We start from the raw sequence: 26261 nt of genomic DNA, 5'->3' as shown, positions 1-26261 counted from the left end.
TCCAGTGTTCAGAGGGAGATGTTCTGTTCTGTTTTCGCGTCAAAGATATGACACTTATTCATGTCGAACTTAAAGTACACCTTCCGATGCAGCCCTTTATCAATCATAGGTTTGGCTTCATCAGAGGGGATTCGGGCGGTCAGCTCATAGTTCGCTACCTTCAGGTACACAAAGAACTCGTGTCCCATATTTTCCACGCGAACCATCTCACCGGAACCGCAGGCGTCTGCGAACGGCTCGTCTGCAACAGAGACGAATTCCGGACGCACGCCGTAAAACACATCCTGATCTTTATGGCTGGCCAGTTTTTCCTGGTGGGTGGCGCTCAGCGGCAGGTACTCATCACCGAGAACGATATTCAGGCGCCCCTCTTTTTCGACCAGTTTGGTGGCGCGAATATTCATTTCCGGCGCGCCGATAAAGCCGGCCACAAACATATTTTTCGGCTTGTGGTAGAGGTTATCCGGCGTATCGACCTGCATGATATGGCCCAGCTTCATCACGCAGATGCGGTCACCCATGGTCATCGCTTCGGTCTGATCGTGGGTAACGTAGACGGTGGTCGCCGGCTTACCGGATTTCTTCAGCTGCTTGTGCAGGTCGGAAATACGGATACGCATGGACGCACGCAGTTTGGCGTCGAGGTTGGACAGCGGTTCATCGAAGAGGAACACGTCCGGTTTTTTCACAATCGCGCGGCCTACCGCCACACGCTGTGCCTGGCCGCCGGAGAGCTGGCGCGGCAGGCGCTCCAGCAGATCTTCCAGTTCGAGGATTTTTGCTGCTTCATCAACCTGCTGTTCGATCTGGTCTTTCGGCAGCTTGCTCAGCTTCAGGCCGAACGCGAGGTTCTCACGCACGGTCATATGCGGATAGAGCGCATAGTTCTGGAACACCATCGCGATCCCGCGATCTTTCGGGGCCAGGTTGTTCACGACTTTCTCGCCGATACGCACTTCACCGCCGCTGATGGTTTCCAGTCCGGCCAGCATACGCAGGGTCGTGGACTTGGCGCAGCCGGACGGACCGACGATAACCATAAACTCACCTTCAGCGATTTTCAGGTCGATACCATGTACCGCTTTGAAGCCGTTGGAGTAAACTTTTTCCAGTTTGTTGAAAATAACTTCAGCCATGATATTTCCCTCTTAACCTTTAATTCCGCTGCTGGTAACGCCTTGTACGAAGTAGCGCTGAGCCAGGAAGAACACAATGATGGACGGCAGAATGGAGATACTCGCCATTGCCAGAATTTCGTTCCACGGCGCACCTTCGGTAACGTCGATGGACATTTTCAGCGCCAGTGCAATCGGATACTTATCAACGCTGTATACGTAAATCAGCGGACCGATAAAGTCGTTCATGGACCACATGAACTGGAACAGCGCAACAGAGATAATGGCCGGTTTCAGAATCGGCACGACCACATACCACAGCACCTGGATAGAGTTACAGCCGTCAATCTGCGCGGCTTCTTCCATGTCACGCGGCACGCCGCGCAGGAACTGAATCAGCATAAAGACGAAGAACCCTTGCGTGGCGAAGGCCAGCGGCAGGTACAGCGGCAGATAGCTGTTCAGCATGCCCATTTCACGGAACATCAGGTACTGCGGGATCAGCAGAACCGTGCTCGGCAGCAGCATGGTGGCGATAAGCGTCGCGAACCAGAATTTCTTCCACGGGATCTCGAAGCGGGCAAAGCCGTAGGCCACGATGGTGGAGGAGATAATGGTCAGCAGCACTTTCGGGATCACATACTGGAAGGTATTCAGCATGTAATGACCGAAGTTGTACTCGGTACCGGTTTTCCAGCCGTTAATAAAGCCGTCCCAGGTCGCGTTACTCGGCCACAGGCTCATGGTGGTGAAAATCTCGTGGTTCGGTTTGAACGATGCCGAGAACATCCACGCCAGCGGATAGAGCATCAGCAGACCGACGAACAGTAGAACCACGTAACGGAAGGCCGCGTTGATTTTTTCACGGCGCAGGGTGCGCGCCACTTCACGCTCGGCTGCGCTAATCCGTGCAGCTAACTGGTCTTGTTGAATGTCAGCCATTTTTGCCTCCCTTATCGGCGGAGTAGAACACCCAGTATTTCGATGACTTAAAGGCGATAGAGGCAAAGACCGCTACGACCAGGAACAGAACCCATGCCAGCGCTGCACCGTAACCCATATCAAAGTACTTGAAGGCGGTGTCGTAGATATAGAGCGAGAACAGGTAGGTGTAATAGGTTGGTCCGCCGCCGGTAATAACGTACGGGCCGGTAAACTCCTGGAACGCCTGGGTAGTCTGCATGATGAAGTTGAAGAAAATAACCGGCGTAATCAGCGGTACGGTAACCTTCATAAACATCTGCCATTTCGACGCGCCGTCGATCATGGCGGCTTCATACTGCGACTGCGGAACGTTCTGCAGCGCGGCAAGGAAGATCACCATCGCAGAGCCGAACTGCCATACGCGCAGCAGGGTAACGGACATCAGCGCCAGTGAAGGCTCGCCCAGCCAGTTGATGGGATCCAAACCAAACACCGCAATAAAGTTGTTCAGCAGACCGTCGATGGCGAACAGCGCACGCCACAGAACGGCGATGGCCACGGAACTTCCGAGGATGGACGGAATATAATAAGCGGTACGGAACATGCCGATACCGCGCAATTTAAAGTTCAGAACAAAGGCGATGCCGAGGGCGAACGCCAGTTTTAATGGAATGGTTAAAAATACGTAGGCAAAAGTCACGCCCATAGATTTCCAGAAGAGCGCGTCTTCCGTAAACATATAGCGATAGTTCTCTATGCCGGTAAACTCCGGGGGACTCATCAAATCGTAATCAGTAAAACTGAGAAAGAAAGATGAAACAAATGGGAAGGCCGTAAAGACTATCAACCCTATGATGTAGGGTGATATCCAGGCCAATCCCAGTAGTCTGTTTTCATTCATACATACCTACCTGGCATTCAAGTGTTTAAAACGGAACTGGTATCGCCCCCGCCCGGATGTGCGGCGAAGGCGCGTAATGTTCGTGATGCGGTGGTGCAGAGCTGTTCCCTGTTACTCTTTGTTTTTGCTGGTGTTTAAGCCTACATGTTCCCAGGCCCCCCGTAAGGGTTTCAAAATCTACTAAACCCGTGTTCTTGATTTGTAAAACATCGTTTTAATTTATTTTATTTGGATTTGTTTCCGAGTCATTCTATTAATCCTGGAAATGTGATCGAAGTCGAAACGCCGTTTCAATAAGGTGAGGTGTGTGACACTTTTGCGAGATATATCATTATCTGTCAGCGGCTAATGGCGTAGGGGCAGGAAGGGGCGACAGGAGAAAAAAGAAATAATTATGCCGCTAATGTTTAACACGGCTAAATAAAAAGCCCTCCATGAGGAGGGCAGGAAATAATGTGATGGAGATTACACTTTTAGAAAATCTTCACGAACCGGGGTGAAGGTATCCAGCAGCGTGCCCGGTTTCAGGCAGACGCAGCCGTGCATAATATGCGGCTGCTTATAAAGCGTGTCGCCCGCGCTGACCACGTGTTTTTCATCGCCGATAGTAAATTCAAACTCGCCGGACAGGACGTAGGTCAGCTGCTCGTGCGGGTGGTTATGCATCGGGCCGATCGCGCCCGCTTCAAAATTCACTTCCACCGCCATCATTTTACCGTCGTGCGCCAGAATGCGGCGGGTCACGCCATTGCCGAGATCGTCAAGGGTGGTTTCTTTGTGAAAAATAAACATCAGGCCGTCCTGTAGTTGGTTGAAACGTTGTTTCATTTAATTTAGCTCAGTGACCTTTTAAAAAGAACGGTAATGCGGGAGAAGTGGAAAGTTGATCACAACTTTGGTTTACTGCTTAAAAGGGGAAACTGAGGTAATGGCAATGAAAACAATAGGCTTACTGGGCGGTATGAGCTGGGAATCAACAATCCCCTACTATCGGCTGATCAATGAAGGGATCAAGGCACGGCTTGGCGGGCTGCACTCCGCCAGTCTGCTGCTGCATAGCTTTGATTTCCATGAGATTGAGATGTATCAGTCGAGCGGTGAGTGGCATAAAGCCGGTGCAATGCTGGCAGAGGCGGCCATCGGGTTACAGCAGGCCGGTGCCGAAGGCATCGTGCTCTGTACCAACACGATGCATAAAGTGGCGGACCATATTGAGAACCGGTGTAGCCTGCCGTTCTTACATATTGCCGACGCCACCGGCCGGGAAATTGTGCGCCAGAATATGCAGCGGGTGGCCCTGCTCGGCACGCGCTACACCATGGAGCAGGATTTCTATCGCGGACGTCTGAAACAGCAGTTTGGCATCGATACGCTGGTGCCGGACTACGAAGATCGTGGGCGGATCAATAGCGTGATTTTTGATGAGCTGTGCCAGGGCAAGCTTCTCGATGAATCCCGCGATTACTTCCTGAAGATCATTGAACAGCAGGCGGAGCAGGGGGCAGAAGGAGTTATCTTCGGCTGTACCGAAATCGGCCTGCTGCTGTCGCCGGAACAGTGTGCGATCCCGGTGTACGATACGGCGGTGATCCACGTCGCCGACGTGGTTGATTTTATGCTCTCTTAACCATCGAGGATAGCCTGCAGCGGCCGGGTAAGGCGCGGCAGGCTATCCTGCAGATGGCGGGTAAAGGTCTCCACCAGCGCCGACGTCGGGCGATGCAGAGGCCGGATCAGACTGACCGTAAACGGTACTTCGACGCTAAAACGGCGTACCGTCACGCCGCTTCCCGCATAATCCAGCGCGGTCAGCGGGTTGACCACCGATATCCCGACGCCTGCCCGCACCATCGCGCAAATCGATGCCGCGCTGTGGGTTTCTACCACCATTCTCCGCTTCACCTGATGCTCGTTGAACAGCGTATCCAGCAGCTGCCGGTAGCTGTCCGTGCGCGACAGGCTGATATAGTTTTCACCCTGAAAATCGGCGGGCGTCAGCTCTGCTTTTGCCGCGAGCGGGTGCGCCGACGGCAGGACGCAGACTTCATTCAGCGTCAGCAGGGCGGTGCGCTCGGTCCCGGCGGGCGTGTGTAGCGTCTCCGTCAGGCCCAGATCGTGACGCTGGGCCGAGAGCCACTCTTCAAGCAGCGGTGACTCCTGCGGGACGATATTCAGGCTGACCTCCGGGTAGCGGGCCAGAAAAGGCTGCAGCAGCGCGGGCAAAAACGACTGGGAAAAGACCGGCAGGCAGACGACGGACAATTCGCCCTGGCGAAACTCCCGCAGGCTCTCGGCGGCGCTGACAATGCGATCCAGACCGTACCAGGAGCGCTGTACCTCTTCGAACAGCCGCAGCCCCTGTACCGTCGGGTGTAAACGCCCCCGCGTGCGCTCGAAGAGCTGCAGCCCCAGCACCTTTTCAAAGCGCGCCAGCTCCCGGCTGACGGTGGGCTGAGAGGTATGCAGTAGCTGGGCGGCCTCCGTCAGGTTTCCGGCGGTCATCACGGCGTGGAAAATTTCAATATGGCGCAGGTTAACGGCGGGCATCGCAGGCTCCTCGTCGGTGGCGTAATCCATATCATTTTTGCATAGACTCGCGATAAAACGATATTTTTTATTGCCTTCGCGGTATGGCGTAATAGGGAAAAATCGCTAACTGACACGAGAGTTTTCTATGCCACGTTCACTGTTCCAGACCGATACCGCGCTTAACGCCGAAAACCTGCTGCGCCTGCCGGGCGAGTTTGGCTGCCCGGTCTGGGCCTATGATGCCGGGATTATCCGTCGTCAGATTGCTGCGCTGAGCCGCTTTGACGTGGTGCGCTTTGCGCAGAAAGCCTGCTCCAATATCCATATTCTGCGCCTGATGCGCGAACAGGGTGTTAAGGTCGACTCCGTCTCGCTGGGCGAGATTGAGCGGGCGCTGGCCGCCGGTTACGATCCCCTGAATAACCCGGACGACGTGGTCTTTACCGCCGATCTGATCGACGCCCCGACGCTGGCGCGCGTGCGTGAACTCCAGGTGCCGGTGAATGCCGGGTCGGTGGATATGCTGGCTCAGCTGGGCGAAGTCTCGCCGGGCCATCGCGTCTGGCTGCGGGTGAACCCAGGCTTCGGTCACGGTCACAGCCAGAAAACCAACACCGGCGGTGAGAACAGCAAGCACGGGATCTGGTACAGCGATCTTCCCGATGCTCTGGCGGTGATCCAGCGCTACCAGCTGCAGCTGGTGGGTATTCATATGCATATCGGTTCCGGCGTTGACTACGGCCATCTGGAGCAGGTGTGCGGGGCGATGGTGCGCCAGGTGATTGAGTTTGGTCAGGATCTGACGGCGATCTCCGCCGGTGGCGGCCTGTCGATCCCGTACCTTGAAGGGGAAGAGGCGATTGATACGGATCACTACTACGGCCTGTGGAATGCCGCCCGGGAGCAGATCGCGCAGCATCTCGGCCATCCGGTGAAGCTGGAGATCGAACCGGGCCGTTTCCTGGTGGCGGAATCCGGCGTATTAATTTCTCAGGTGCGCAGCGTGAAGAAGATGGGCAGCCGTCACTTTGTGCTGATCGACGCCGGGTTTAACGATCTGATGCGCCCGTCGATGTACGGCAGCTATCACCATATTACCGCGCTGGCGGCGGACGGCAGCGATCTGAGCGCCGCCCCGACGCTGGAAACCGTGGTCGCTGGCCCGCTGTGCGAATCCGGGGATGTCTTTACCCAGCTGGAAGGCGGGAAGGTGGCAACGCGTGCGCTGCCGTCGGTGGTGCCGGGAGATTATCTGGTGCTACACGATACCGGTGCCTACGGTGCATCAATGTCTTCCAACTACAACAGTCGCCCGCTGCTGCCGGAGGTGCTGTTCGATAACGGGACCGCACGGCTGATTCGCCGTCGTCAGACAATTGAAGAGCTGCTGGCGCTGGAACTGATCTAAGCGGCGCGCTTAGCGCGCGCCATACGGCCCCGTCGCCACCGAATCCCGCAGCACCAGCTTGCCGGTAAACGGCGGGATCGGGGCCAGCGGCTGATTGCTGGCCAGTTTAATCGCCTGATCGATAGCGGTGGTAATCATGGTATCGATAGGCAGATAGACCGTCGACAGGGCCGGCTCCAGCCATTTGGCGCAGGGCGCGTCGTCAAAGCCAAACAGCGAAATATCCTGCGGAATACGCAGCCCCGCCTGATGCAGCGATTTTGAGGCTCCCAGCGCCATATCATCGTTGCAGGTAAAGAGTGCGCTAAAGCCAACGCCTTCCTGCAGCAGCTGCTGACACATCTCATACCCGCTGGTCATTTCTGCGGTGCCGTACTTCACCCTGGCCGGATCCCAGGCAATACCGTTTTTTTCCAGCGCCTGGCGGTAGCCCTGCAGGCGAGCCTTGCCGGTGGGGGTGTGGATGGGAACGGTGATACAGGCAATATCGCGATGGCCGCGGGAAATCAGATAGTCGACCGCCTGGAATGCGGCCTCCTGCTGCTCGAAGAAAACGCAGCGCTCGCGGGCGCTGGCAACGTCCCGGTTGATCACCACCAGCGGTTTGCTCAGGGTTTCCGTCAAGGAGAGGATCGCCTGCTCACTCATAAAGCGGGTGTAGAGAATAATGGCGTCGCAGTGGCGATCCGCCAGCATCTCTACCGCCTGCGTCTCACACTCCGGGGTATCGTGACCGTCGGTGACCATCAGCTGCTTGCCGTGAACTTCGCTCTGGCGCGAGGCCTGCTGTAGCAGGCGGCCAAAGTAAAAGCCGTCAAAGGTTGAGACCACCAGGCCAATACTGTTGCTGGTGCGGTTGGCCAGCGAGCGGGCAAGAAAGTTCGGCCGGTAGCCCAGATCTTCCATCGCCTTAAACACGGCTTTGCGGGTGCTCTCTTTGACCTGACCTGTGCCATTCAGTACCCGCGAAACCGTCGCCTTCGATACGCCTGCGCGCAATGAGACATCCAGCATTGTTGCCATTGACCGATCCTGATTCCCCATAATTTCCGCAGTTTATCACAGACATTCCCCTGCGGTTGATGTGGTATGCCAATGTTGATGCTTTTCACATTTTGGGATACCGGATGCGTTGTTGGGAGTTGAATCACAGAACTTTCCGTCGGTCATGACTATTTTTGGTATGCCAAATGGGGATCCGGCTGTACACCCATTTCGATAAAGCCCCCTAATTTTGAGGTAACACCCTATGGCATTTCAGGAAAAACTGATCGATTCGCTGGGTAGTTTCGCAACAAAATTCAACAGCTATCGCTATATCATGGCGATCAAGGCGTCTTTTATCACGCTGATGCCGGTTATCATCGTGGGCGCCTTCTCGGTGCTGATCTCCAACATGGTGCTGGATCCGAAAAACGGTCTTGCCAGCTTTGAGTGGCTGTCGTTTCTGGCGGTGCTCAAGCCAATTACCAGCGCGATTAACTACGCCACGCTTAACTTCCTTAATATCGGCGCCGTGTTCCTGATCGGTATCGAGCTCGGGCGCATTAACGGTATCAAGACGCTATTCCCCGGTCTGCTGGCGGTGATCTGCTTTATCTGCGTCACGCCAACCACCGTTGAGATGCTGATCGACGGCCAGATGGTGGTGGTGAAGGACGTACTACTGCGTCAGTTCTCCGATACCCGCAGCCTGTTCCTCGGCATGTTTATCGCGATTCTTTCCGTGGAAATTTACTGCTGGCTGGAAGCGCGCGACGGGCTGAAGATCAAAATGCCGGACACGGTACCGCCTAACGTTTCGGCCTCTTTCTCGGCGCTGATCCCGGCGATTATCACCACCACGGTCATTGCCACCTTCGGCTTTGCCTTCCATCAAATCACCGGCATGTATCTGTATGACGCGGTGTATAAGGTGGTCCAGCAGCCGCTGGAGGGTGCGGTACAAAGCCTGCCGGGTATTCTGCTGCTGATGTTTGTGGCCCAGCTGTTCTGGGTGATCGGCATCCACGGTAACCAAATGATCAAGCCGATCCGCGAGCCGCTGCTGCTGGGGGCGATTGCGGTCAATATGAGCGCCTTCGAGCAGGGCAAAGAGATCCCCAATATCATCACCATGCCTTTCTGGGATGTGTATATGAGCATTGGCGGCTCCGGGCTGACTATCGGCCTGCTGATTGCCGTAATGATCGGTACAAAACGCAAGGAGATGAAAGAGATAGCCAAGCTCTCTATCGGCCCCGGCATCTTTAACATTAACGAGCCGGTGATTTTCGGGATGCCGATCATGCTCAACCCGATCCTGGCGATCCCTTTTATCATCACCCCGCTGGTTACCGGCACCATTGGCTACTTCGCAACGGTTACCGGTTTTGCCGGTAAGGCCGTGGTGATGGTGCCCTGGACCACGCCGCCGCTGATTAACGCCTGGCTCTCGACCGCCGGGTCGATGGGTGCGGTGGTGACTCAGCTTGTCTGCATTATTACCGCCGTCATTATTTACCTGCCGTTTGTGAGGATTGCCTCCCGCCGCGCCGGGCTGGCGGAAAGCAAACAGCCGACCAACAACGCGTGAGGGAACGATGAGCACTGAGACACTAAGCATTCCCGCCGATTTTATTCTCGGGGCCGCAGCGTCGGCCTGGCAGACGGAGGGCTGGAGCGGTAAAAAGCCGGGCCAGGATTCGTGGATCGATCTGTGGTACAAAAACGACCGCCAGGTCTGGCACAACGGCTACGGTCCGGCGGTGGCGACGGATTTCCGCCATCGCTTCCGCGAAGATGTCCAGCTGATGAAGCAGGCCGGGCTGACCCACTACCGGACCTCCATTAACTGGTCCCGCTTTCTGACCGACTATGAAAATGCGGTGGTGGATGAGGAGTACGCCGCGTATTACGACGACCTGTTTGATGAGATGCGGGCTAACGGCATCGAGCCGATGATCTGCCTTGAACACTATGAGCTGCCCGGCACGCTGCTGGAAACTTACGGCGGCTGGGCCTCGAAGCACGTGGTCGAGCTGTTTGTGCGCTATGCGGAAAAGGTATTTGAGCGCTATCACGGCAAGGTCAATCGCTGGTTTACCTTTAACGAGCCCATCGTGGTGCAGACCCGCGTTTACCTCGACGCCCTGCGCTGGCCCTACGAGCAGAACACCCATACCTGGATGCAGTGGAACCATCATAAGGTGCTGGCGACTGCAAAAGTGGTCAGCCTGTTCCGCCGCAAGGGCTATGCGGGCAGCGTCGGCTGTATTCTGAATCCGGAAGTGACGTATCCGCGTTCCCGCGCGCCCCACGACCAGCGGGCGGCGGAGGTTTACGATCTCTTTTATAACCGCGTGTTCCTCGATCCGCTGGTGCACGGCACGTATCCGCCGGAGCTGCTGGAACTGCTGGAAAAACACGATATTGAGTGGCGCTACACCGACGAGGAACTGGCGATTATTCGCGACAACACCGTCGATGAGCTGGGGATTAACCTTTACTACCCGCACCGGGTCAAAGCCCCGTCGCGGGCCTGGCATCCGGATACCCCGTTCCATCCGGCGTACTACTATGAACCCTTTGAGCTGCCCGGTCGCCGAATGAACACCTCCCGCGGCTGGGAAATCGCCCCGCGCATTATCTATGACATGGCGATGCGCATTAAAAACGACTATCGCAATATCGACTGGTTCGTGGCCGAAAGCGGAATGGGCGTGGAAAACGAAGCCCGTTTTCGCGGTGAAGACGGCGTTATCGCCGATGATTACCGGATTGAGTTTATCGGTGAGCACCTGCGGCAAACCCTGCTGGCGGTGCGCGACGGGGCCAACTGCCACGGCTATATGCTGTGGGCCTTTACCGACAACGTCTCGCCGATGAACGCCTTTAAAAACCGCTACGGGCTGATTGAGATCGATCTCCAGAACAATCGGGCGCGGCGGGCGAAAAAGTCGGCGGCCTGGTTCCGGCAGCTACGCGAGCGTCGTGAACTGACCCTGACAGTCGATGATGAATGGAAATAAGGAGCCGCAATGAAACGAATTGTACTGTGCTGTTCGGCGGGCATGTCCACCTCGCTGGTGGTGACCAGAATGGAAAAAGTTGCCGCCGAACGCGGGCTGGATCTGAAGATTTATGCCATCGCCGAGCAGAGCCTGCGCGATGAGCTGAGCAGCTACGCCAGTGAAATAACCGCCGTTCTGCTGGGGCCGCAGGTACGCTTTAAGCTGGCGGAAAACAAGAAATTAACCGATGAACACGGCATTCCCATCGCGGTGATCGATTCGGTGGCCTACGGCACACTTAACGGGGCGAAAGTTCTCGATCAGGCGTTGAGTCTGGTAAGCTAGCGCCCGATCGGACCGGCGCTTTGCGCCGGTTTACGCATTCACGTAAACGGTTATACAGGTGATAGTGTGGAGAAGGCCGTCGTCCCGCCGGAAAGGAAACAGTACCAGGAAATTGGTGAAGATCTGCGTCGGCAAATCGTCGGCGGGCAGTACCCCGTCGGCTCGCGTCTGCCGCCGGAGCGCAATATCGCCGAAACCTACGGCGTCAGCCGGACGATTGTGCGCGAAGCGCTATTAATGCTGGAACTGCAGGGCACCGTTGATATTCGCCAGGGCTCGGGCGTCTACGTTGTCCGTGTTCCGCAGGAGCACGAAAACGAAGAGGAGCGCCTGCTGAACAGCGACGTCGGTCCCTTTGAGATCCTGCAGGCCAGACAGCTGCTGGAGAGCAATATTGCCGCCTTCGCCGCCCGAATGGCGACCCGTGCCGATATCGACAATCTGCGTCGCGTGCTCGAACAGGAGCAGCACGCCATCGCCAGCAACGATACCTCCCAGGACAACAGTAAGATGTTTCATCTGCTGCTGGCCGGCGCATCCCAGAACCAGATGCTGCTGGCCACGGTAGAGAGCATCTGGCACCAGATGGACAGTAGCCCGCTGTGGCAGCAGTTCAACGCCCATATTGCCAGTCGACCCTACCGCCTGAAATGGCTGGGCGAGCGGCAGACTATTCTTGCCGCCCTGCGCCGCCGCGATGTGATGGGGGCCTGGCAGGCCATGTGGCAACATCTGGAAAACGTCAAAAACAGCCTGCTTGAGCTTTCCGATGAAGATGCCCCGGATTTTGACGGCTATCTGTTTGAGTCGGTGCCGATCTTTCAGGGGAAATTAATGTGAAAATCCAGCCGCTGTATGCTGCACCGCACCATGCGGAGCAGGTTACCGACTGGCTGTGGCAGGCATTTGGTGATTCACTGCCGCGTGATTTTTTCGCCAGTATTATTACGCACAGTCAGATTCCCGGCGCACTGCCGCTGACCTTTATCGCTACCGACGGTGAACGTCTGCTGGGCACCGCTGGACTGTGGCGCTGCGATTTGATCAGCCGTCAGGATTTGTGGCCATGGTTTGCCGCGCTGTACGTGGCAAAAGAGGCGAGAGGACAAGGGCTGGCGGGGCGTTTACAGCACTATGCGATGGATCAGGCACGGGGGATGGGCTTTAAACAGCTGCATCTTTATTCCGCGTGTCGGGACTTTTATGAGCGCTATGGCTGGGAGCATATCGGCGAGGGGCTGGATTATCCCGACACCCTCGTCAATCTTTACCGCTACGCGCTTTAGCCGTTTTCAGCCGGTGCCGTGACCGAATGGCGGCGCACCAGCGTCGGGCTGAACAGGTGGGTGATTTCCGGCGCGGGACGGTTGGCCGCCAGCGCCAGCGCCAGTTCGGCAGCCTGGGTCGCCATCGTCACAATCGGATAGCGCACCGTGGTCAGACGCGGGCGGACATAGCGCGAGACCAGCACGTCATCGAAGCCAATCAGTGAAATATCCCGCGGTACCTCAACGCCATTATCGTTCAGCACGCCCATCGCCCCTGCGGCCATTGAGTCGTTATAGCAGGCGACAGCGGTAAACTGTTTTCCGCGGCCTAATAGCTCGGTCATCGCCAGCTCGCCGCCGCTTTCGTCCGGTTCGGCGAAGGTGACCAGTCGGTCATTGGCGGGCAGGCCGTTTTCCGCCAGCGCATCGTAGTAGCCGCGCAGGCGATCTTCCGCATCGGAAATGGTGTGATTCGAGCAGAGATAGCCGATCCGCGTATGGCCCTGCTGGATCAGATGACGGGTCGCCAGCCAGGCGCCGAAGCGGTCATCCAGTGCCACGCAGCGTTTTTCAAAGCCTGCAACGATGCGGTTAATCAGCACCATGCCGGGGATCTGCTGCATCAGGCCGATCAGCTCGGCGTCGGGTAGCGTTTTGGCGTGTACCACCAGCGCCGCGCAGCGGTGGCGGATCAGTTGTTCAATAGCCTGACGCTCTTTTTGTTCATTATGGTAGCCGTTGCCGATCAGTAAGAAATTACCGGTATTGTAGGCCACCTGTTCGACGGCTTTTACCATCGCGCCAAAAAAGGGGTCGGACACGTCACCCACCACCAGCCCGAGGGTATCCGTGGACTGCTGGGCCAGCGCCCGCGCGTTGGCGTTCGGGTGGTAGTTCAGGGACTCCATCGCCGCCTGCACCGCCTGACGCGAGGCATCGCTGGCTTTCGGGGAATCATTAATCACGCGTGAGACCGTGGCAACCGAGACGCCTGCAAGCCGGGCTACATCCTTTATCGTCGCCATCTACTGCCTTCCTGTTGGGTAAGCGTTTACACTGCGGCAAGTGTTACGGAAATCCAGCGTAGATTCAAGGCGTCCGCCTTTTCAGCCGCGACAATTGTGACCGCCGTATAAAAGCGGGTGGTGTAATCGTTACCTCCCGCAGAATCCGCCGATTGCTACAAGAACGGGATAAATCAAACCTTTAGTTACACTTTGCGCCGAGCTGTTGCGATTGTCCGCTGGAGATAGCCGCTGCCACATTGCTACTCTGGTTGTCCCAGAGGTATTGATAGGTGAATTCTTCGGTACGGTTTTTCGTACCTTATCTCTTGCACCAACCTGCGCAGATGCGCAGGTTTTTTTTTGCCTGCGTAAAGGATTGAAGCCTCGGTAGCAAAGTTTTCATGGAGAATTTCAATCAACTTGGGTAACTCAGGTTTGGTCTGGAACTCTTCGCTTTCCTTGATATTTCCCTTTTTAGCGTGAAGAAACATACCGACTTCAGCATTAATGAGGAGATTTACTTAAGCCGGTTTAAAGTTAAATTCTGCTGCTATGTTGTTTACTGTTAACTAGCAGGCACCATTATTAAGCAGTGAATTCATTAGAGGATATCGCTTATTATCTTAATTTTTAGGAGGTATTATTTTTCCTGGGAATTGTTTTTTTTGGGGCGGTTATGAAAATGTTTTTTATTTCAAGGGTAGTGTGTTTGTTTATATGGTCTATATGGTCTATGTTGTCAGTTGGTCTTGTATGGCCTGAAGTCTCATTTGCCAGTGATGTGGCAGTGGTTGGTGTGAGAGCGAATGGCCATTTTTTTGATAAAGATGATGGTTTTCCCGAAACAGCTTTCAAAAATGCGTCCTTCACCATCCAGTTAACTGCAGGAGTAAATCCATCAGAGTTTAACTGGAGTTCAAGTGAAGATTGGGTTTCAGTGAGCCAGGTTGGGGACGTTACTTTTGGTGATAAACCTTCTGAATATCAAGGTCCAGTAACGATTACAGCGAGTTCAAAGTCTGATGACACAGTTTTATATTATAAGTTTTATTTAAGGTATTGGTTTGCTTATGCAGGCAAGGAACAATATAAAATATCTAGTGCTGAGAATTACTGTAGCAACATTGGATATACATTATCGCCTTACAAAAAATTAACTCCCGCAGAAGTGAATGAGACAGGTAAAAGAAATGTAGGTAGTCTGTGGGGGGAATGGGGTGATGTTAAAATTTATGGATGGGATACGAGTATAACATACTGGACAAATGATAATGGCCCACAAGGATATCATTATTTAGTCAATCTCGTTAATGGTTTTCTTTATGATGATTATAAAGTTGGGCAAGACCGGGGCAGTGTGCACGTGGCATGCATTAAAAAAATACAGCCTCAATTAGATGTTACTGCAAATGGCTATACTTTTAACGTTAATGATGGTTTTCCTACGACCGCATTTAAGAATGCGGAGTTTAAAATAAATGTAAATGATAATGGCGGGAGTGATAAGTATATTTTTACATCCAATCGGACTTGGGTTGATGTTGATGGTAATGGCGTCGTTACTATTATTGATGAACCCGGTCGAGGAGAAGCGGATGCGTCTATAAAAATTGTGTCCACTTCTGATGGTGGTAATTTAACATATTCATTTAAAATTGCTCATTGGTTTGTCAGTGCTGGAGTAAATAGATATACAATATCAAATGCAACAGGGGTTTGTAATAAAATGGGTTTTGCTCTTCCGCCCTATGAAATCATAACCAATGCAGGGGTTAACAAATCCGGCCACAGAGATGTTGGGACCCTATGGGGCGAATGGGGGAATGTTAAGGCTTACGGATGGGGTACGGATATAACATATTGGGCCAATGATATTGGTCCTGAAGGTTATCATTATTTAACAAGCCTGGAGAATGGTTATCTTTATAATGATTATCAAGTCGGTTACGATAGAGGGAGCGTATATGTAGCATGTTCTGCAAGCATGTAATGTTTCCCTGGTGATTGAGACGGCCTAAGGTGGCCGTCTTTTAATGTTTCTTTTTGCAGCGTAAATTTTAAATTACAATGTATTTTTTAGTGGGATCTAGTATCCTTTGAATTAGAGCTGGAATTCTTTAAGTTTCCTCAAAAAAATCCCCAAGTGTAATCCTTGGGTGAGGGTAGTGAAACTTATTATGGCTAAGCGGAATATACATGCCTTCCGGTTCGCCAGGCATTACATAGTTGCCTTCCCATTGGTTGGGGCCCACCGTACTTTGATAAACCGATCCCAATGGGGCATAGTTGACATCCCGGCCGAAAATAGAAAATACGGCGGAGTCCACGAAATTAAAATATTTTGGCATGCCGCGAAGGTTTGTGTCCTGTATCAACAGGCTATGTACATTATTTCTGATGTAATAGAGACTGCCTAAATCCCGAATAACTTGTTCAAAGGAGTGGGAGCCGTCATGATGAATAATGACCTTGATGTTATCTTCTTTTTTCAACACATCTCTGACATATTCCGGAAGTGAGCCATGGAACATTCTGACTCGACTCTCTACGGCGTCAGGGTAGCTGCGGCGGGCACGTTCCCGGGCAAACTGTAAAAAATTAGGGCAAATATCAATTAAATCCAGTTCCATGCCGAGATAGTGCGCACAACCGGCTAAAATGGACGTGCTGCCACCCATGAAAACGCCCACTTCAACAATTCGGGTTGCCTCGCCCAGAGTGGCTTTGATTGTATTAAATATATCAAAGTAGTATTTTGCCGTGCACTGATCTTCGTAATGATTATCTGTCAGATTTCGTTTGAGGATAATGTCGTCAAAAATAATATTTCTTCCGGCATAAGGCGTGAGGTCGGGTTGATTACCGCTTTTTATCTTTACATTCAGGCGTTCACCTATTTCAGTAAAGCTTAACGATTGAAGCAGTTGGTCGGGCTCCAGGAAATTTTCCATATTATACCTATAGTTAACCAGTGAACTGATATTGTATCAGCGGTATTAGCGTGCTTAATGGAGAAAAAGCTTCCAGAAATGAACATAATCTATTGAGTTAAATATCCCTGTGAGTCTGTCATACGGCAGTGCTTCAGACACCATAAACAGTCGCTCCGGCTATCCTTCTCATGTAACCTGATATCCATTGTTTGTCTGGCAAATGGAGTTGATATGTTATTTGGACTGTTTCGTTTCCTCTTCCGCCTGCTGTACCGCGTACGGATAACCGGTGACACGGCGGCGCTGTCTCAACAGAAGGTGCTGATTACCCCGAATCACGTCTCCTTTATTGACGGGATCCTGCTGGCGTTGTTCCTGCCGGTGCGGCCGGTTTTTGCGGTCTACTCATCGATCAGTGAGCGCTGGTTTATGCGCTGGCTGCGTTCGATTATCGATTTTGTTCCGCTGGACCCGACGCGGCCGATGTCCATCAAGCATCTGGTGCGGTTGGTTGAACAGGGGCGTCCCGTGGTGATCTTCCCGGAAGGGCGGCTTTCGGTAACCGGCTCGCTGATGAAAATCTACGAAGGCGCAGGGTTTGTCGCGGCGAAGTCCGGCGCAACCCTGGTGCCTTTGCGTATTGAAGGCGCGGAGTTAACCCACTTCAGCCGTCTGAAAGGGCTGGTTAAGCGTCGTCTGTTCCCGCGTATTACCCTGCATCTGCTGCCGCCTACGCAGATCCAGATGCCCGACGCGCCGCGTGCACGCGACCGTCGGCGGATCGCCGGAGAGGTGTTGCATCAGATAATGATGGAAGCCCGGATGGCGGTGCGGCCGCGTGAAACCCTGTATGAGGCGCTGCTCAGCGCGCAGGATCGCTACGGTGCGGGAAAAGCCTGTATCGAGGATATTAACTTCACGCCGGACAGTTATCGCAAGCTGCTGATGAAAACCCTGTTTGTTGCCCGTATCCTTGAAAAATACAGCGCGAAAGGCGAAACCATCGGTCTGATGCTGCCTAATGCGGCCATCAGCGCGGCGGTAATTTTCGGGGCGGTGGCTCGCGGACGTATTCCGGCGATGATGAACTACACTGCCGGAGTCAAAGGGCTGACCAGCGCCATTAGCGCGGCGGAAATTAAAACCGTCTTTACCTCACGTCAGTTCCTCGACAAGGGCAAGCTGTGGCATCTGCCGGAGCAGCTCACCCAGGTACGCTGGGTTTTCCTGGAGGATCTGAAAGGGGATGTCACTCGTCAGGACAAACTGTGGATCTTTTCGCACCTGCTGATGCCGCGCCTGGCGCAGGTGAAGCAGCAGCCGGAATCGGCGGCGATTATCCTGTTTACCTCCGGCTCAGAGGGCAATCCGAAAGGCGTTGTCCACAGCCATAAAAGTATTCTGGCTAACGTTGAGCAGATTAAAACCATCGCCGACTTTACCGCCAATGACCGCTTTATGTCGGCGCTGCCGCTGTTCCACTCCTTCGGGCTGACCGTGGGCCTGTTTACCCCGCTGTTTACCGGGGCGGAAGTGTTCCTCTATCCCAGCCCGCTGCATTATCGTATCGTGCCTGAGCTGGTGTATGACCGCAACTGTACGGTGCTGTTCGGCACTTCAACGTTCCTCGGCCACTATGCCCGCTTCGCCAATCCGTATGATTTCTACCGTCTGCGCTACGTGGTGGCCGGGGCGGAAAAACTGCAGTCGGCGACGAAACAGATCTGGCAGGATAAGTTCGGCCTGCGCATTCTTGAAGGCTACGGCGTGACCGAATGCGCGCCTGTGGTGTCGATTAACGTGCCGATGGCGGCGAAGCCGGGCACCGTCGGTCGTCTGCTGCCGGGCATGGATGCGCGTCTGCTCTCCGTCCCGGGGATCGAAAAAGGCGGTCGTCTGCAGCTTAAAGGGCCGAACGTGATGAACGGCTATCTGCGGGTTGAACGCCCGGGCGTGCTGGAAACGCCGACGGCGGAAAATGCCGAGGGCGAACTGGAGAGCGGCTGGTATGACACCGGGGATATCGTCGCCTTCGACGAGCAGGGCTTTATTCAGATTCAGGGCCGCGCCAAACGCTTCGCTAAAATTGCCGGTGAGATGGTGTCGCTGGAAGTGGTTGAGCAGCTGGCTCTTGCCGTCTCGGCGGAGAAAATGCACGCCACGGTCAGTAAAAGTGACGCCGCCAAAGGCGAAGCGCTGGTACTGTTTACTACCGACGAGCAACTGACCCGCGAACAGCTACAGCAGCAGGCACGTGCCCAGGGCATTCCTGAGCTGGCGGTACCGCGAGATATTCGCTTCCTTAAACAGCTGCCGCTGTTGGGCAGCGGTAAGCCGGATTTCGTCACCCTTAAATCGATGGTTGAGCAGGCGGAGCCACAAGATGCGTGAGTCAGTACACACTAACACTTCTTTGAAGTCCAAAGGCATGCAGGCGGTGCTCTGCGCCCAGTTTCTCTCCGCCTTTGGTGATAACGCGCTGCTGTTTGCCACCCTGGCCCTGATGAAGGCGCAGTTCTATCCGGACTGGAGCCAGCCGGTGCTGCAGATGGTGTTTGTGGGTGCTTACATTCTTTTTGCGCCTTTTGTCGGCCAGATTGCGGACAGCTTCGCTAAAGGCCGGGTGATGATGGCAGCCAACGCCATGAAGCTGGTCGGTGCGGCCAGTATCTGTCTTGGGCTAAATCCCTTTATCGGCTATACGCTGGTGGGGATTGGCGCGGCGGCCTACTCTCCGGCGAAGTACGGCATCCTCGGCGAACTGACCACCGGCGATAAGCTGGTGAAAGCCAACGGGCTAATGGAGTCGTCCACTATTGCGGCAATCCTCCTTGGCTCGGTGGCGGGCGGCGTGTTGGCGGACTGGCACGTGCTGGCAGCGCTTGGTATTTGCGCCCTGGCCTACGCCGGGGCGGTGGCGGCTAACCTGCTGATCCCGCGTCTTCCGGCGGCGCGTCCCGGCCGCTCCTGGGGTTTTACCTCCATGACCGGTAGCTTTTTCGCCGCCTGTCGCTCTCTGTGGCGCGACGGTGAAACGCGCTTTTCGCTGGTCGGCACCAGCCTGTTCTGGGGCGCGGGCGTCACCCTGCGTTTTCTGCTGGTGCTGTGGGTGCCGGTGGCGCTGGGTATCCACGATAACGCGACGCCAACCTACCTGAATGCCATGGTCGCTATCGGGATTGTGGTGGGAGCGGGGCTTGCGGGGCGTCTGGTGACGCTGGAGACGGTTTCGCGCTGTATGCCTGCGGGTATTTTGATTGGCGTTGGCGTGCTCATTTTCTCCCTGCAAACGGGCCTGCTGCCTGCCTATGCGCTGTTGATTCTGATTGGCGTGATGGGGGGCTTCTTTATCGTGCCGCTGAATGCGCTGCTGCAGGAGCGCGGTAAGAAAACGGTCGGGGCCGGTAACGCGATTGCGGTACAGAATCTCGGTGAAAACGGCGCCATGCTGCTGATGCTGGGCCTCTATTCACTGGCGGTGAAGGTCGGTATCCCGATTATTGCGGTGGGCGTGGGCTTTGGTGCGGTCTTCGCGCTGGCGATTAGCGGGCTGTGGATCTGGCAGCGCCGTCGCTAGTTAATCTACGGGTGTAACGTTCAGATATAAAAAAACCGACTGGTGAGGTCGGTTTTTTTATTACTTGCTCAGAGCGTCTGGTCTGAGTGGGTGAGAGCTCCACCACCTAACGACATTGATTTTATTCGTTGCATGCTTATTTTGCAAGCAGTGTCGCTTGTTATATGAACAGCAGGGCGTATATTCAGCCAGGTTAGCTCTGTGGCTGAAATCGCTCCGGATACGCGCGTAAATGCTTTTAAGCCCTGGCTGGATTCAGGTGGTGCTGGTTTCAGTGCTCCGGCCGGAGTGAGGGCTCCAACACCTAACAATGGGGATGCCACGGTGACAGGCAGTGTATGAGTAAACCGTGGTGCTCTCACTCCTGTTAAGGGAGTAACGGGTGAAAACTGTGCTTGATAGAGTTCTCATCGTTCTAAAGGCGTTAGTCGCGCTGCTGGAATTGATCCGCCAGTTCATTAGATAACCGCGGAAACGTAATTAAGGCCAGAGAGTTACCACTCTCTGGCCTTTAATATCCCCGTCATTTTTACGGTGCCGGATAGGTATAAACCTGATGCACCGCTTCAATCTCAGCCAGAACTTCTTCGCTTAACGCCAGATGCAGGCTCTCGACGTTCGTCTTGAGTTGTTCCATCGTCGTGGCGCCCAGCAGGGTGCTGGCAACGAAAGGCTGACGGCGAACAAAAGCCAGCGCCATCTGGGCCGGATCCAGTCCGTGACGGCGCGCAATATCCACATAGGCGGCAACCGCTTTCTGCGACTGCTCGCCGCTGTAGCGGGTGAAGCGGCTGAAGAGCGTGTTACGTGCGCCTGCCGGCTGCGCGCCGTTCAGGTATTTACCCGTTAAGGTGCCGAACGCCAGGCAGGAGTAGGCCAGAAGCTCCACGCCTTCAAACTGACTGACTTCTGACAGACCCACCTCATAGCTGCGGTTCAGCAGGCTGTAGGGGTTCTGGATGGTCACGATACGCGGCAGATCGTGCTTATCGGCCAGGTGCAGATAGCGCATCACGCCAAAGGCGGTTTCGTTGGATACGCCGATATAGCGAATCTTCCCGGCGCGCTGGCACTCGGTCAGCACTTCCAGGGTTTCCAGCAGGCTTACCGCCGGATTGCTGTCGCTCCAGGTATATCCCAGTTTGCCAAAGCAGTTGGTCGGGCGCTGAGGCCAGTGCACCTGATAAAGATCGAGGTAGTCGGTCTGCAGACGTTTCAGGCTGGCATCGAGCGCTTCGCGGATATTCTTGCGATCGAGGATCTGGTTCGGGCGGATCCCGCTGTCGCTGTTACGACTCGGACCGCTGACTTTAGAGGCAACAACCAGCTTTTCACGGTTGCCGTGTTTCGCCAGCCAGTTACCTACGTAGGTTTCCGTCAGGCCCTGCGTTTCCGGACGCGGCGGGACGGGGTACATCTCTGCGACATCAATCAGGTTGATGCCCTGGCTGACGGCATAATCCAGTTGTTCATGGGCGTCGGCTTCGCTGTTCTGTTCACCAAACGTCATTGTGCCCAGCCCCAGAGTGCTGATCTCCAGCGAGCTGTGGGGGATACGGTGATAGTGCATAGCCGCTTCCTTTTTTATCGACAGGTTCGGGAAGGTCCCGACAAAGGAATATCAACATGGCAGAGGAGAACAAAAAGGGAAAGGAAAAAATCAAAAAGGTCAGCGGGAGGCTGACCTTCTTTAGTTATCGCTCAATGATTTGCGAGACGTCATCACGGTTAATCTGCAACTTATTGCCCTGTTGATCTTCATAGCTCACCAGCCCGGTTTCGTCATCGATCTCTGGTTTGCCGTCGGTGAGGATCATTCGGCCATCTTTGGTCGCCATCACGTAATCGCTACTACAGCCGGAAACAACGCACGCCAGCCCGATTGCGGAAATGACCACTGCCCATTTTTTCATTTACTTCTCCTCGTTACGCGGAACCTTATCATTTTAGTAATAACGCGAAAAAACGTGAGGGGAAAGGGCGAAAATCTTAAAAGCCCGCTGGAATGCCCTCTACAGAGGCGTTAACTCCCGCCCAGGAGAAAATGACGGGCCAGCAGGGCGGCGGTAAAATTCTTCTTCAGATAAAAACCGCGGGGCAGGGTCAGAATGGGTTCACCGCGAGCGCCTATCGCCTCGGTCAGCGCTTTACCGTTGGCCGCTTTTGGCCGCAGCTGCATCACCTCGCCGTGGCGGGCGGTAATGCGTTCCACTTCGCCGAGGACGATAAGATCCATCAGTTCTTCCCAGTCCATGCGCAACTGCCGATCCTCTTCCTCGTTGGGGGTCCAGAGCAGAGGCGAACCGACCCGACGTTCGGCCAGCGGGATGCTGCGTTCGCCCTCCACCGGGATCCACAGGACGCACTTTAGCTTATGGCGAACGTGGCTGGTTTCCCAGCTGACGCCGCTGTTGCCGGTCAGAGGGGCGACGCACACAAAGGTGGTTTCCAGCGGGCGGCCCTGTCGGTCAACCGGGATCGTTTTCAGTTCCACGCCCAGGGTGGCGAAATCCTGCTCCGGCTTGCTACCGGCGCTGGCACCCAGCCAGACCTCCAGCAGGAGGCCAATCCATCCCTTATCGCGCTTTAAATCAGGTGGAACGGGCAGGCCGGCAAGTAATGCCAGCTCGCCAAGCGTATAGCCTGCCAGCTGCTGCGCCTGGGCCAGCAGAGCGGCCTGAGATTCGGGGGGAGTGCGTAACGGGGACAGCCCGGACATAACAAAAAATCCTTTGGTGAAAAAATAAGCAGAGTTATACACCCTGGTCGACAGAGTTTACCTTTTTCTGTCAGCAATTAGTAATCATCTGATTTATTGAGTTTTTTTAATTTTCTTCGCCGGTGTTGCGCAACAGGATGTTGGGTTTTCCAAATCTGGTCACTGACAATAAACAGGATCTTACACCCTGTTATCCACAGAAAAGTGGGATAACTGTGAAAAACCCCCACTACTGTCTCAATTTACAGCCTTGACGTGCGACGAAAATCGAATTTTCATACAAAATGTGCCTAACATAGTGGCACAATCTGTGGATAAAACCGACGCTGTTTGATCTTTCACCAGTCAAAGGATCCTTCGTCCAACGGGGGTGAAAACAGGCGGTGGATTTGCGGGTATAAATAGTGTAACTTGATGAATACTATTTATTTAATATTTACTTTTCGCCGGGCTCTCTTTGACGCCTTCCGGGTTTTCCCTGGGTAATCACGGACTTTTTCACAACTCTATCCACAGAAAAAGTGAATAAAATGGCCCTTTTCTTCCACCCGCTGTTTATAACTCGGGTGAATACTGTGAGTTATTCAAATGTTATCCGGTGAACCTGCATTAAGAGAGTGGTTTACCGCTTTCAACGAGTGTGAAACAATCGTTCACATTAACGATTATTTTGAGGTAGTCCGGTGATTGATGACGATGGCTACCGCCCAAATGTCGGTATTGTAATTTGCAATCGTCAGGGCCAGGTCATGTGGGCCAGGCGCTTTGGCCAGCACTCCTGGCAATTCCCCCAGGGCGGCATTAACCCTGGCGAATCGCCAGAGCAGGCAATGTATCGGGAACTGTTTGAAGAAGTGGGGCTGAGCCGCAAAGATGTGCGGATCCTCGCCTCTACCCGAAACTGGCTGCGTTACAAATTACCGAAACGTTTGGTGCGTTGGGATACAAAACCGGTTTGTATTGGTCAGAAACAGAAGTGGTTTCTTTTGCAACTGGTCGGCAGCGATACGGAAATCAACATGCAAACCAGCAGTACACCTGAGTTTGATGGCTGGCGTTGGGTCAGTTACTGGTACCCTGTGCGTCAGGTTGTGTCGTTTAAACGCGATGTCTACCGTCGGGTAATGAAAGAGTTTGCCAGCGCCACGATGACGCTGGCAGAAAGCGTATCCGCCAGGCCGCAAAGTTCACCCGCTTATCGACGTAAAAGAGGTTAAGCCCCACAGATCATGCTGACCCGGTTGCGAGAAATAGTTGAGAAGGTTGCCAGTGCGCCGCGTCTGGACGAGGCGCTCAATATTCTGGTTACCGACATCTGCCAGGCGATGGATACCGAGGTGTGTTCGGTCTATCTGGCCGATCACGACCGGCGTTGCTACTACCTGATGGCGACGCGTGGCCTGAAAAAGCCACGCGGGCGCACGATTGCGCTGGCCTTTGACCAGGGGATTGTCGGGCTGGTCGGGCGACTGGCTGAACCTATTAACCTTGCCGATGCGCAAAAGCACCCCAGCTTTAAGTTTATCCCGTCGGTAAAAGAAGAACGCTTCCGCGCCTTCCTGGGCGTGCCGATTATCCAGCGTCGCCAGCTGTTAGGCGTGCTGGTGGTACAGCAGCGTGAGCTGCGCCAGTTCGATGAAAGCGAAGAGTCCTTCCTGGTCACTCTCGCCACGCAAATGGCGGCGATTCTCTCCCAGTCACAGCTGGCTGCTCTGTTCGGGCAATACCGACAAACGCGTATTCGTGCGCTGCCGGCTTCACCGGGCGTGGCCGTGGCGCAGGGCTGGGTGGATACCACTCAGCCGCTGATGGAGCAGGTCTACCAGGCCTCAACCCTGGACACCGTCTCTGAACGCGAGCGCCTCACCGCTGCGCTGGAAGAGGCTGCCGGTGAGTTCCGCCGCTACAGCAAACGCTTCTCTGCCGGTTCGCAAAACGAAACCGCCGCCATTTTTGACCTCTATTCGCACCTGCTGTCCGACGCGTTGCTCAAGCGCGAGCTCTTCGCGGCAATCGATGGCGGTTCCGTGGCCGAGTGGGCCGTTAAGACGGTGATCGAGAAGTTTGCCGAACAGTTTGCCGCCCTGACCGATGGCTACCTGAAAGAGCGAGCGGGCGATTTGCGCACGCTCGGGCAGCGACTGCTCTTCCATCTTGATGACACCATCCAGGGGCCGAATACCTGGCCGGAACGCTTTGTGCTGGTGGCTGATGAACTCTCGGCCACCAGTCTGGCCGAGCTGCCACAGGACCGCCTGGTGGGCGTCGTGGTTCGCGACGGCGCGGCCAACTCGCACGCTGCCATTATGGTCAGGGCAATGGGCATCCCGACGGTGATGGGGGCTGATATTCAGCCCGCGATGCTGCACATGCATACTCTGGTGGTCGATGGCTATCGCGGTGAGCTGCTGGTTGATCCTGAACCGGTGCTGCTGCAGGAATACCAGCGGCTTATCAGCGAAGAAAACGAGCTAACCCGGCTGGCAGAATATGGCGTCGATCGCCAGGCCGAGCTGAAAAGCGGCGAGCGCGTGAAGGTGATGCTTAACGCCGGTCTTAGCCCGGAGCACGAGCAGCAGCTCGGCAGCCGCATTGACGGTATCGGTCTGTACCGCACCGAAATCCCCTTTATGCTGCAGAGCGGCTTTCCCTCCGAGGAGGAGCAGGTCGCCCAGTATCAGGGGATGCTGCAGATGTTTAACGACAAGCCGGTGACCCTGCGCACGCTGGACGTCGGCGCGGATAAACAGCTGCCCTATATGCCGATTAGCGAAGAGAACCCCTGCCTCGGCTGGCGCGGGATCCGCATTACCCTCGATCAACCGGAGATCTTCCTGATCCAGGTCCGCGCCATGCTGCGCGCCAACGCCGCCACCGGTAACCTGAGCATCCTGTTGCCGATGGTGACCAGCCTCGACGAAGTGGACGAGGCGCGGCGTTTGATCGAGCGCGCCGGGCGTGAGGTAGAAGAGATGATCGGCTACGCCATTCCGAAACCGCGCATTGGCGTGATGCTGGAAGTGCCGTCGATGGTCTTTATGCTGCCGCAGCTCGCCGCCCGCGTGGACTTTATCTCCGTCGGCACCAACGACCTGACCCAGTACCTGCTGGCGGTAGATCGCAACAATACCCGCGTCGCCAGCATTTATGACAATCTGCATCCCGCCGTTCTGCGGGCGCTGGCGATGATTGCAGACACCTCTGAGCAGCATAATATTGATTTGCGGCTGTGCGGCGAGATGGCCGGTGACCCGATGTGCGTGGCGATCCTGATTGGCCTCGGCTTCCGTCATCTCTCCATGAACGGTCGCTCGGTGGCGCGTGTGAAGTACCTGCTGCGGCATATTGACGCTGAAGAAGCGCAAATCCTCGCCCGGCGCAGCCTCGATGCCCAGCTGGCAACGGAAGTGCGTCACCAGGTTGCGGCCTTTATGGAACGTCGGGGAATGGGCGGGCTGATCCGCGGTGGGCGTTAGGCGCGCGCGGGTATACATATCTTTTACATCTTTACAGGCCTCTGTAAGTCCGCCTTATGCTATGATC

24 protein-coding genes are annotated in these 26261 nt (G+C 54.9%); 13 read left to right on the top strand and 11 right to left on the bottom strand.

Annotated features, from left to right (window positions below; all coding sequences use genetic code 11):
* Nucleotides 1-8 precede the first annotated feature (8 nt).
* The 4 genes from EDF81_RS11955 to EDF81_RS11940 form a co-directional block, all read right to left on the bottom strand.
* Nucleotides 9-1136: an ABC transporter ATP-binding protein gene (locus EDF81_RS11955; RefSeq protein WP_123348345.1), complete on the bottom strand. Its 1128-nt coding sequence runs from the start codon at nucleotides 1134-1136 to the stop codon at nucleotides 9-11.
* Nucleotides 1137-1148: 12 nt separating this feature from the next.
* A complete protein-coding gene (locus EDF81_RS11950) occupies nucleotides 1149-2057 on the bottom strand; it encodes a carbohydrate ABC transporter permease (protein ID WP_123348344.1) in 909 nt (302 codons plus the stop codon).
* The gene (locus EDF81_RS11945) at nucleotides 2050-2940 is read right to left on the bottom strand and encodes a carbohydrate ABC transporter permease (RefSeq protein WP_123348343.1); all 891 of its coding nucleotides are present in this window, start codon (nucleotides 2938-2940) and stop codon (nucleotides 2050-2052) included. Before EDF81_RS11945 ends, EDF81_RS11950 begins: the two co-directional genes overlap by 8 nt.
* Nucleotides 2941-3405: 465 nt before the next feature.
* A complete protein-coding gene (locus tag EDF81_RS11940; RefSeq protein ID WP_123348342.1) occupies nucleotides 3406-3732 on the bottom strand; it encodes a cupin domain-containing protein in 327 nt (108 codons plus the stop codon).
* Nucleotides 3733-3874: 142 nt separating this feature from the next.
* Here EDF81_RS11940 and EDF81_RS11935 point away from each other — a divergent pair, with 142 nt between their 5' ends.
* Nucleotides 3875-4567, top strand: coding sequence for an aspartate/glutamate racemase (locus EDF81_RS11935; RefSeq protein WP_123348341.1), 693 nt, complete (start codon nucleotides 3875-3877; stop codon nucleotides 4565-4567).
* Here EDF81_RS11935 and EDF81_RS11930 read toward each other — a convergent pair.
* A complete protein-coding gene (locus EDF81_RS11930) occupies nucleotides 4564-5487 on the bottom strand; it encodes a LysR family transcriptional regulator (protein ID WP_123349046.1) in 924 nt (307 codons plus the stop codon). The genes EDF81_RS11935 and EDF81_RS11930 overlap by 4 nt on opposite strands.
* 127 nt (nucleotides 5488-5614) lie before the next feature.
* Here EDF81_RS11930 and lysA point away from each other — a divergent pair, with 127 nt between their 5' ends.
* Nucleotides 5615-6877, top strand: coding sequence for a diaminopimelate decarboxylase (gene lysA / locus EDF81_RS11925; protein ID WP_123348340.1), 1263 nt, complete (start codon nucleotides 5615-5617; stop codon nucleotides 6875-6877).
* A gap of 9 nt (nucleotides 6878-6886) precedes the next feature.
* Here lysA and EDF81_RS11920 read toward each other — a convergent pair whose 3' ends face one another.
* Nucleotides 6887-7900, bottom strand: coding sequence for a LacI family DNA-binding transcriptional regulator (locus EDF81_RS11920; protein WP_123348339.1), 1014 nt, complete (start codon nucleotides 7898-7900; stop codon nucleotides 6887-6889).
* 226 nt (nucleotides 7901-8126) lie between these two features.
* Between EDF81_RS11920 and EDF81_RS11915 the strand changes: the two genes are divergently transcribed.
* The 5 genes from EDF81_RS11915 to EDF81_RS11895 all read left to right on the top strand — a co-directional run bounded on the left by EDF81_RS11915 (nucleotide 8127) and on the right by EDF81_RS11895 (nucleotide 12500).
* The gene (locus EDF81_RS11915) at nucleotides 8127-9452 is read left to right on the top strand and encodes a PTS sugar transporter subunit IIC (protein ID WP_123348338.1); all 1326 of its coding nucleotides are present in this window, start codon (nucleotides 8127-8129) and stop codon (nucleotides 9450-9452) included.
* A gap of 7 nt (nucleotides 9453-9459) precedes the next feature.
* A complete protein-coding gene (locus EDF81_RS11910; RefSeq protein ID WP_123348337.1) occupies nucleotides 9460-10887 on the top strand; it encodes a glycoside hydrolase family 1 protein in 1428 nt (475 codons plus the stop codon).
* Nucleotides 10888-10896: 9 nt separating this feature from the next.
* Entirely contained in the window at nucleotides 10897-11214 is a 318-nt protein-coding gene (locus EDF81_RS11905; protein ID WP_123348336.1) for a PTS sugar transporter subunit IIB, read from the top strand.
* A 66-nt stretch (nucleotides 11215-11280) separates the two neighbouring features.
* Nucleotides 11281-12054 (top strand): FCD domain-containing protein, encoded by a 774-nt coding sequence (locus EDF81_RS11900; protein ID WP_123348335.1) that lies wholly within the window; start codon nucleotides 11281-11283, stop codon nucleotides 12052-12054.
* Nucleotides 12051-12500, top strand: a complete 450-nt coding sequence (locus EDF81_RS11895) for a GNAT family N-acetyltransferase (protein WP_123348334.1) — start codon at nucleotides 12051-12053, stop codon at nucleotides 12498-12500. The genes EDF81_RS11900 and EDF81_RS11895 overlap by 4 nt, the downstream gene beginning before the upstream one ends.
* On the opposite strand, the gene galR is transcribed toward EDF81_RS11895, so the two are convergent.
* Nucleotides 12497-13507, bottom strand: coding sequence for an HTH-type transcriptional regulator GalR (gene galR, locus EDF81_RS11890; protein ID WP_123348333.1), 1011 nt, complete (start codon nucleotides 13505-13507; stop codon nucleotides 12497-12499). The two genes, EDF81_RS11895 and galR, sit on opposite strands and share 4 nt — an antisense overlap.
* 658 nt (nucleotides 13508-14165) lie before the next feature.
* Here galR and EDF81_RS23950 point away from each other — a divergent pair.
* Nucleotides 14166-15479, top strand: a complete 1314-nt coding sequence (locus tag EDF81_RS23950; protein ID WP_148049927.1) for a hypothetical protein — start codon at nucleotides 14166-14168, stop codon at nucleotides 15477-15479.
* A 127-nt stretch (nucleotides 15480-15606) separates the two neighbouring features.
* Here the strand turns inward: EDF81_RS23950 and EDF81_RS11885 are convergent, their stop codons facing one another.
* A complete protein-coding gene (locus EDF81_RS11885) occupies nucleotides 15607-16440 on the bottom strand; it encodes a class I SAM-dependent methyltransferase (RefSeq protein ID WP_123348332.1) in 834 nt (277 codons plus the stop codon).
* A gap of 213 nt (nucleotides 16441-16653) precedes the next feature.
* On the opposite strand from EDF81_RS11885, the gene aas reads away from it, so the two are divergent.
* The 3 genes from aas to dinQ all read left to right on the top strand — a co-directional run bounded on the left by aas (nucleotide 16654) and on the right by dinQ (nucleotide 20465).
* Nucleotides 16654-18813 (top strand): bifunctional acyl-ACP--phospholipid O-acyltransferase/long-chain-fatty-acid--ACP ligase, encoded by a 2160-nt coding sequence (gene aas, locus EDF81_RS11880; RefSeq protein WP_123348331.1) that lies wholly within the window; start codon nucleotides 16654-16656, stop codon nucleotides 18811-18813.
* Nucleotides 18806-19999 (top strand): lysophospholipid transporter LplT, encoded by a 1194-nt coding sequence (gene lplT, locus EDF81_RS11875; protein WP_123348330.1) that lies wholly within the window; start codon nucleotides 18806-18808, stop codon nucleotides 19997-19999. Before aas ends, lplT begins: the two co-directional genes overlap by 8 nt.
* Before the next feature lie 382 nt (nucleotides 20000-20381).
* Nucleotides 20382-20465, top strand: coding sequence for a damage-inducible type I toxin DinQ (dinQ, locus tag EDF81_RS24370; RefSeq protein WP_404851529.1), 84 nt, complete (start codon nucleotides 20382-20384; stop codon nucleotides 20463-20465).
* 63 nt (nucleotides 20466-20528) lie between these two features.
* Here dinQ and EDF81_RS11870 read toward each other — a convergent pair whose 3' ends face one another.
* The 3 genes from EDF81_RS11870 to mutH all read right to left on the bottom strand — a co-directional run bounded on the left by EDF81_RS11870 (nucleotide 20529) and on the right by mutH (nucleotide 22718).
* Nucleotides 20529-21569: an NADP(H)-dependent aldo-keto reductase gene (locus tag EDF81_RS11870; RefSeq protein WP_123348329.1), complete on the bottom strand. Its 1041-nt coding sequence runs from the start codon at nucleotides 21567-21569 to the stop codon at nucleotides 20529-20531.
* A 124-nt stretch (nucleotides 21570-21693) separates the two neighbouring features.
* Nucleotides 21694-21912 (bottom strand): YgdI/YgdR family lipoprotein, encoded by a 219-nt coding sequence (locus EDF81_RS11865; protein WP_123348328.1) that lies wholly within the window; start codon nucleotides 21910-21912, stop codon nucleotides 21694-21696.
* A 110-nt stretch (nucleotides 21913-22022) separates the two neighbouring features.
* On the bottom strand, nucleotides 22023-22718 hold the full coding sequence (gene mutH, locus EDF81_RS11860) for a DNA mismatch repair endonuclease MutH (RefSeq protein ID WP_123348327.1): 696 nt from the start codon (nucleotides 22716-22718) through the stop codon (nucleotides 22023-22025).
* 683 nt (nucleotides 22719-23401) lie between these two features.
* On the opposite strand from mutH, the gene rppH reads away from it, so the two are divergent.
* Nucleotides 23402-23935: an RNA pyrophosphohydrolase gene (rppH, locus tag EDF81_RS11855; protein WP_123348326.1), complete on the top strand. Its 534-nt coding sequence runs from the start codon at nucleotides 23402-23404 to the stop codon at nucleotides 23933-23935.
* 12 nt (nucleotides 23936-23947) lie between these two features.
* Complete coding sequence (gene ptsP, locus EDF81_RS11850) at nucleotides 23948-26194, top strand: phosphoenolpyruvate--protein phosphotransferase (RefSeq protein WP_123348325.1); 2247 nt, start codon at nucleotides 23948-23950, stop codon at nucleotides 26192-26194.
* Nucleotides 26195-26261 lie beyond the last annotated feature (67 nt).

Origin of the sequence: Enterobacter sp. BIGb0383 (assembly GCF_003751845.1) — a bacterium.
In the GTDB taxonomy this organism is placed as follows: Bacteria; Pseudomonadota; Gammaproteobacteria; order Enterobacterales; family Enterobacteriaceae; genus BIGb0383.
The sequence above is the reverse complement of the archived record's forward strand: the minus strand, read 5'-3'. Positions and strand labels throughout refer to the sequence as shown.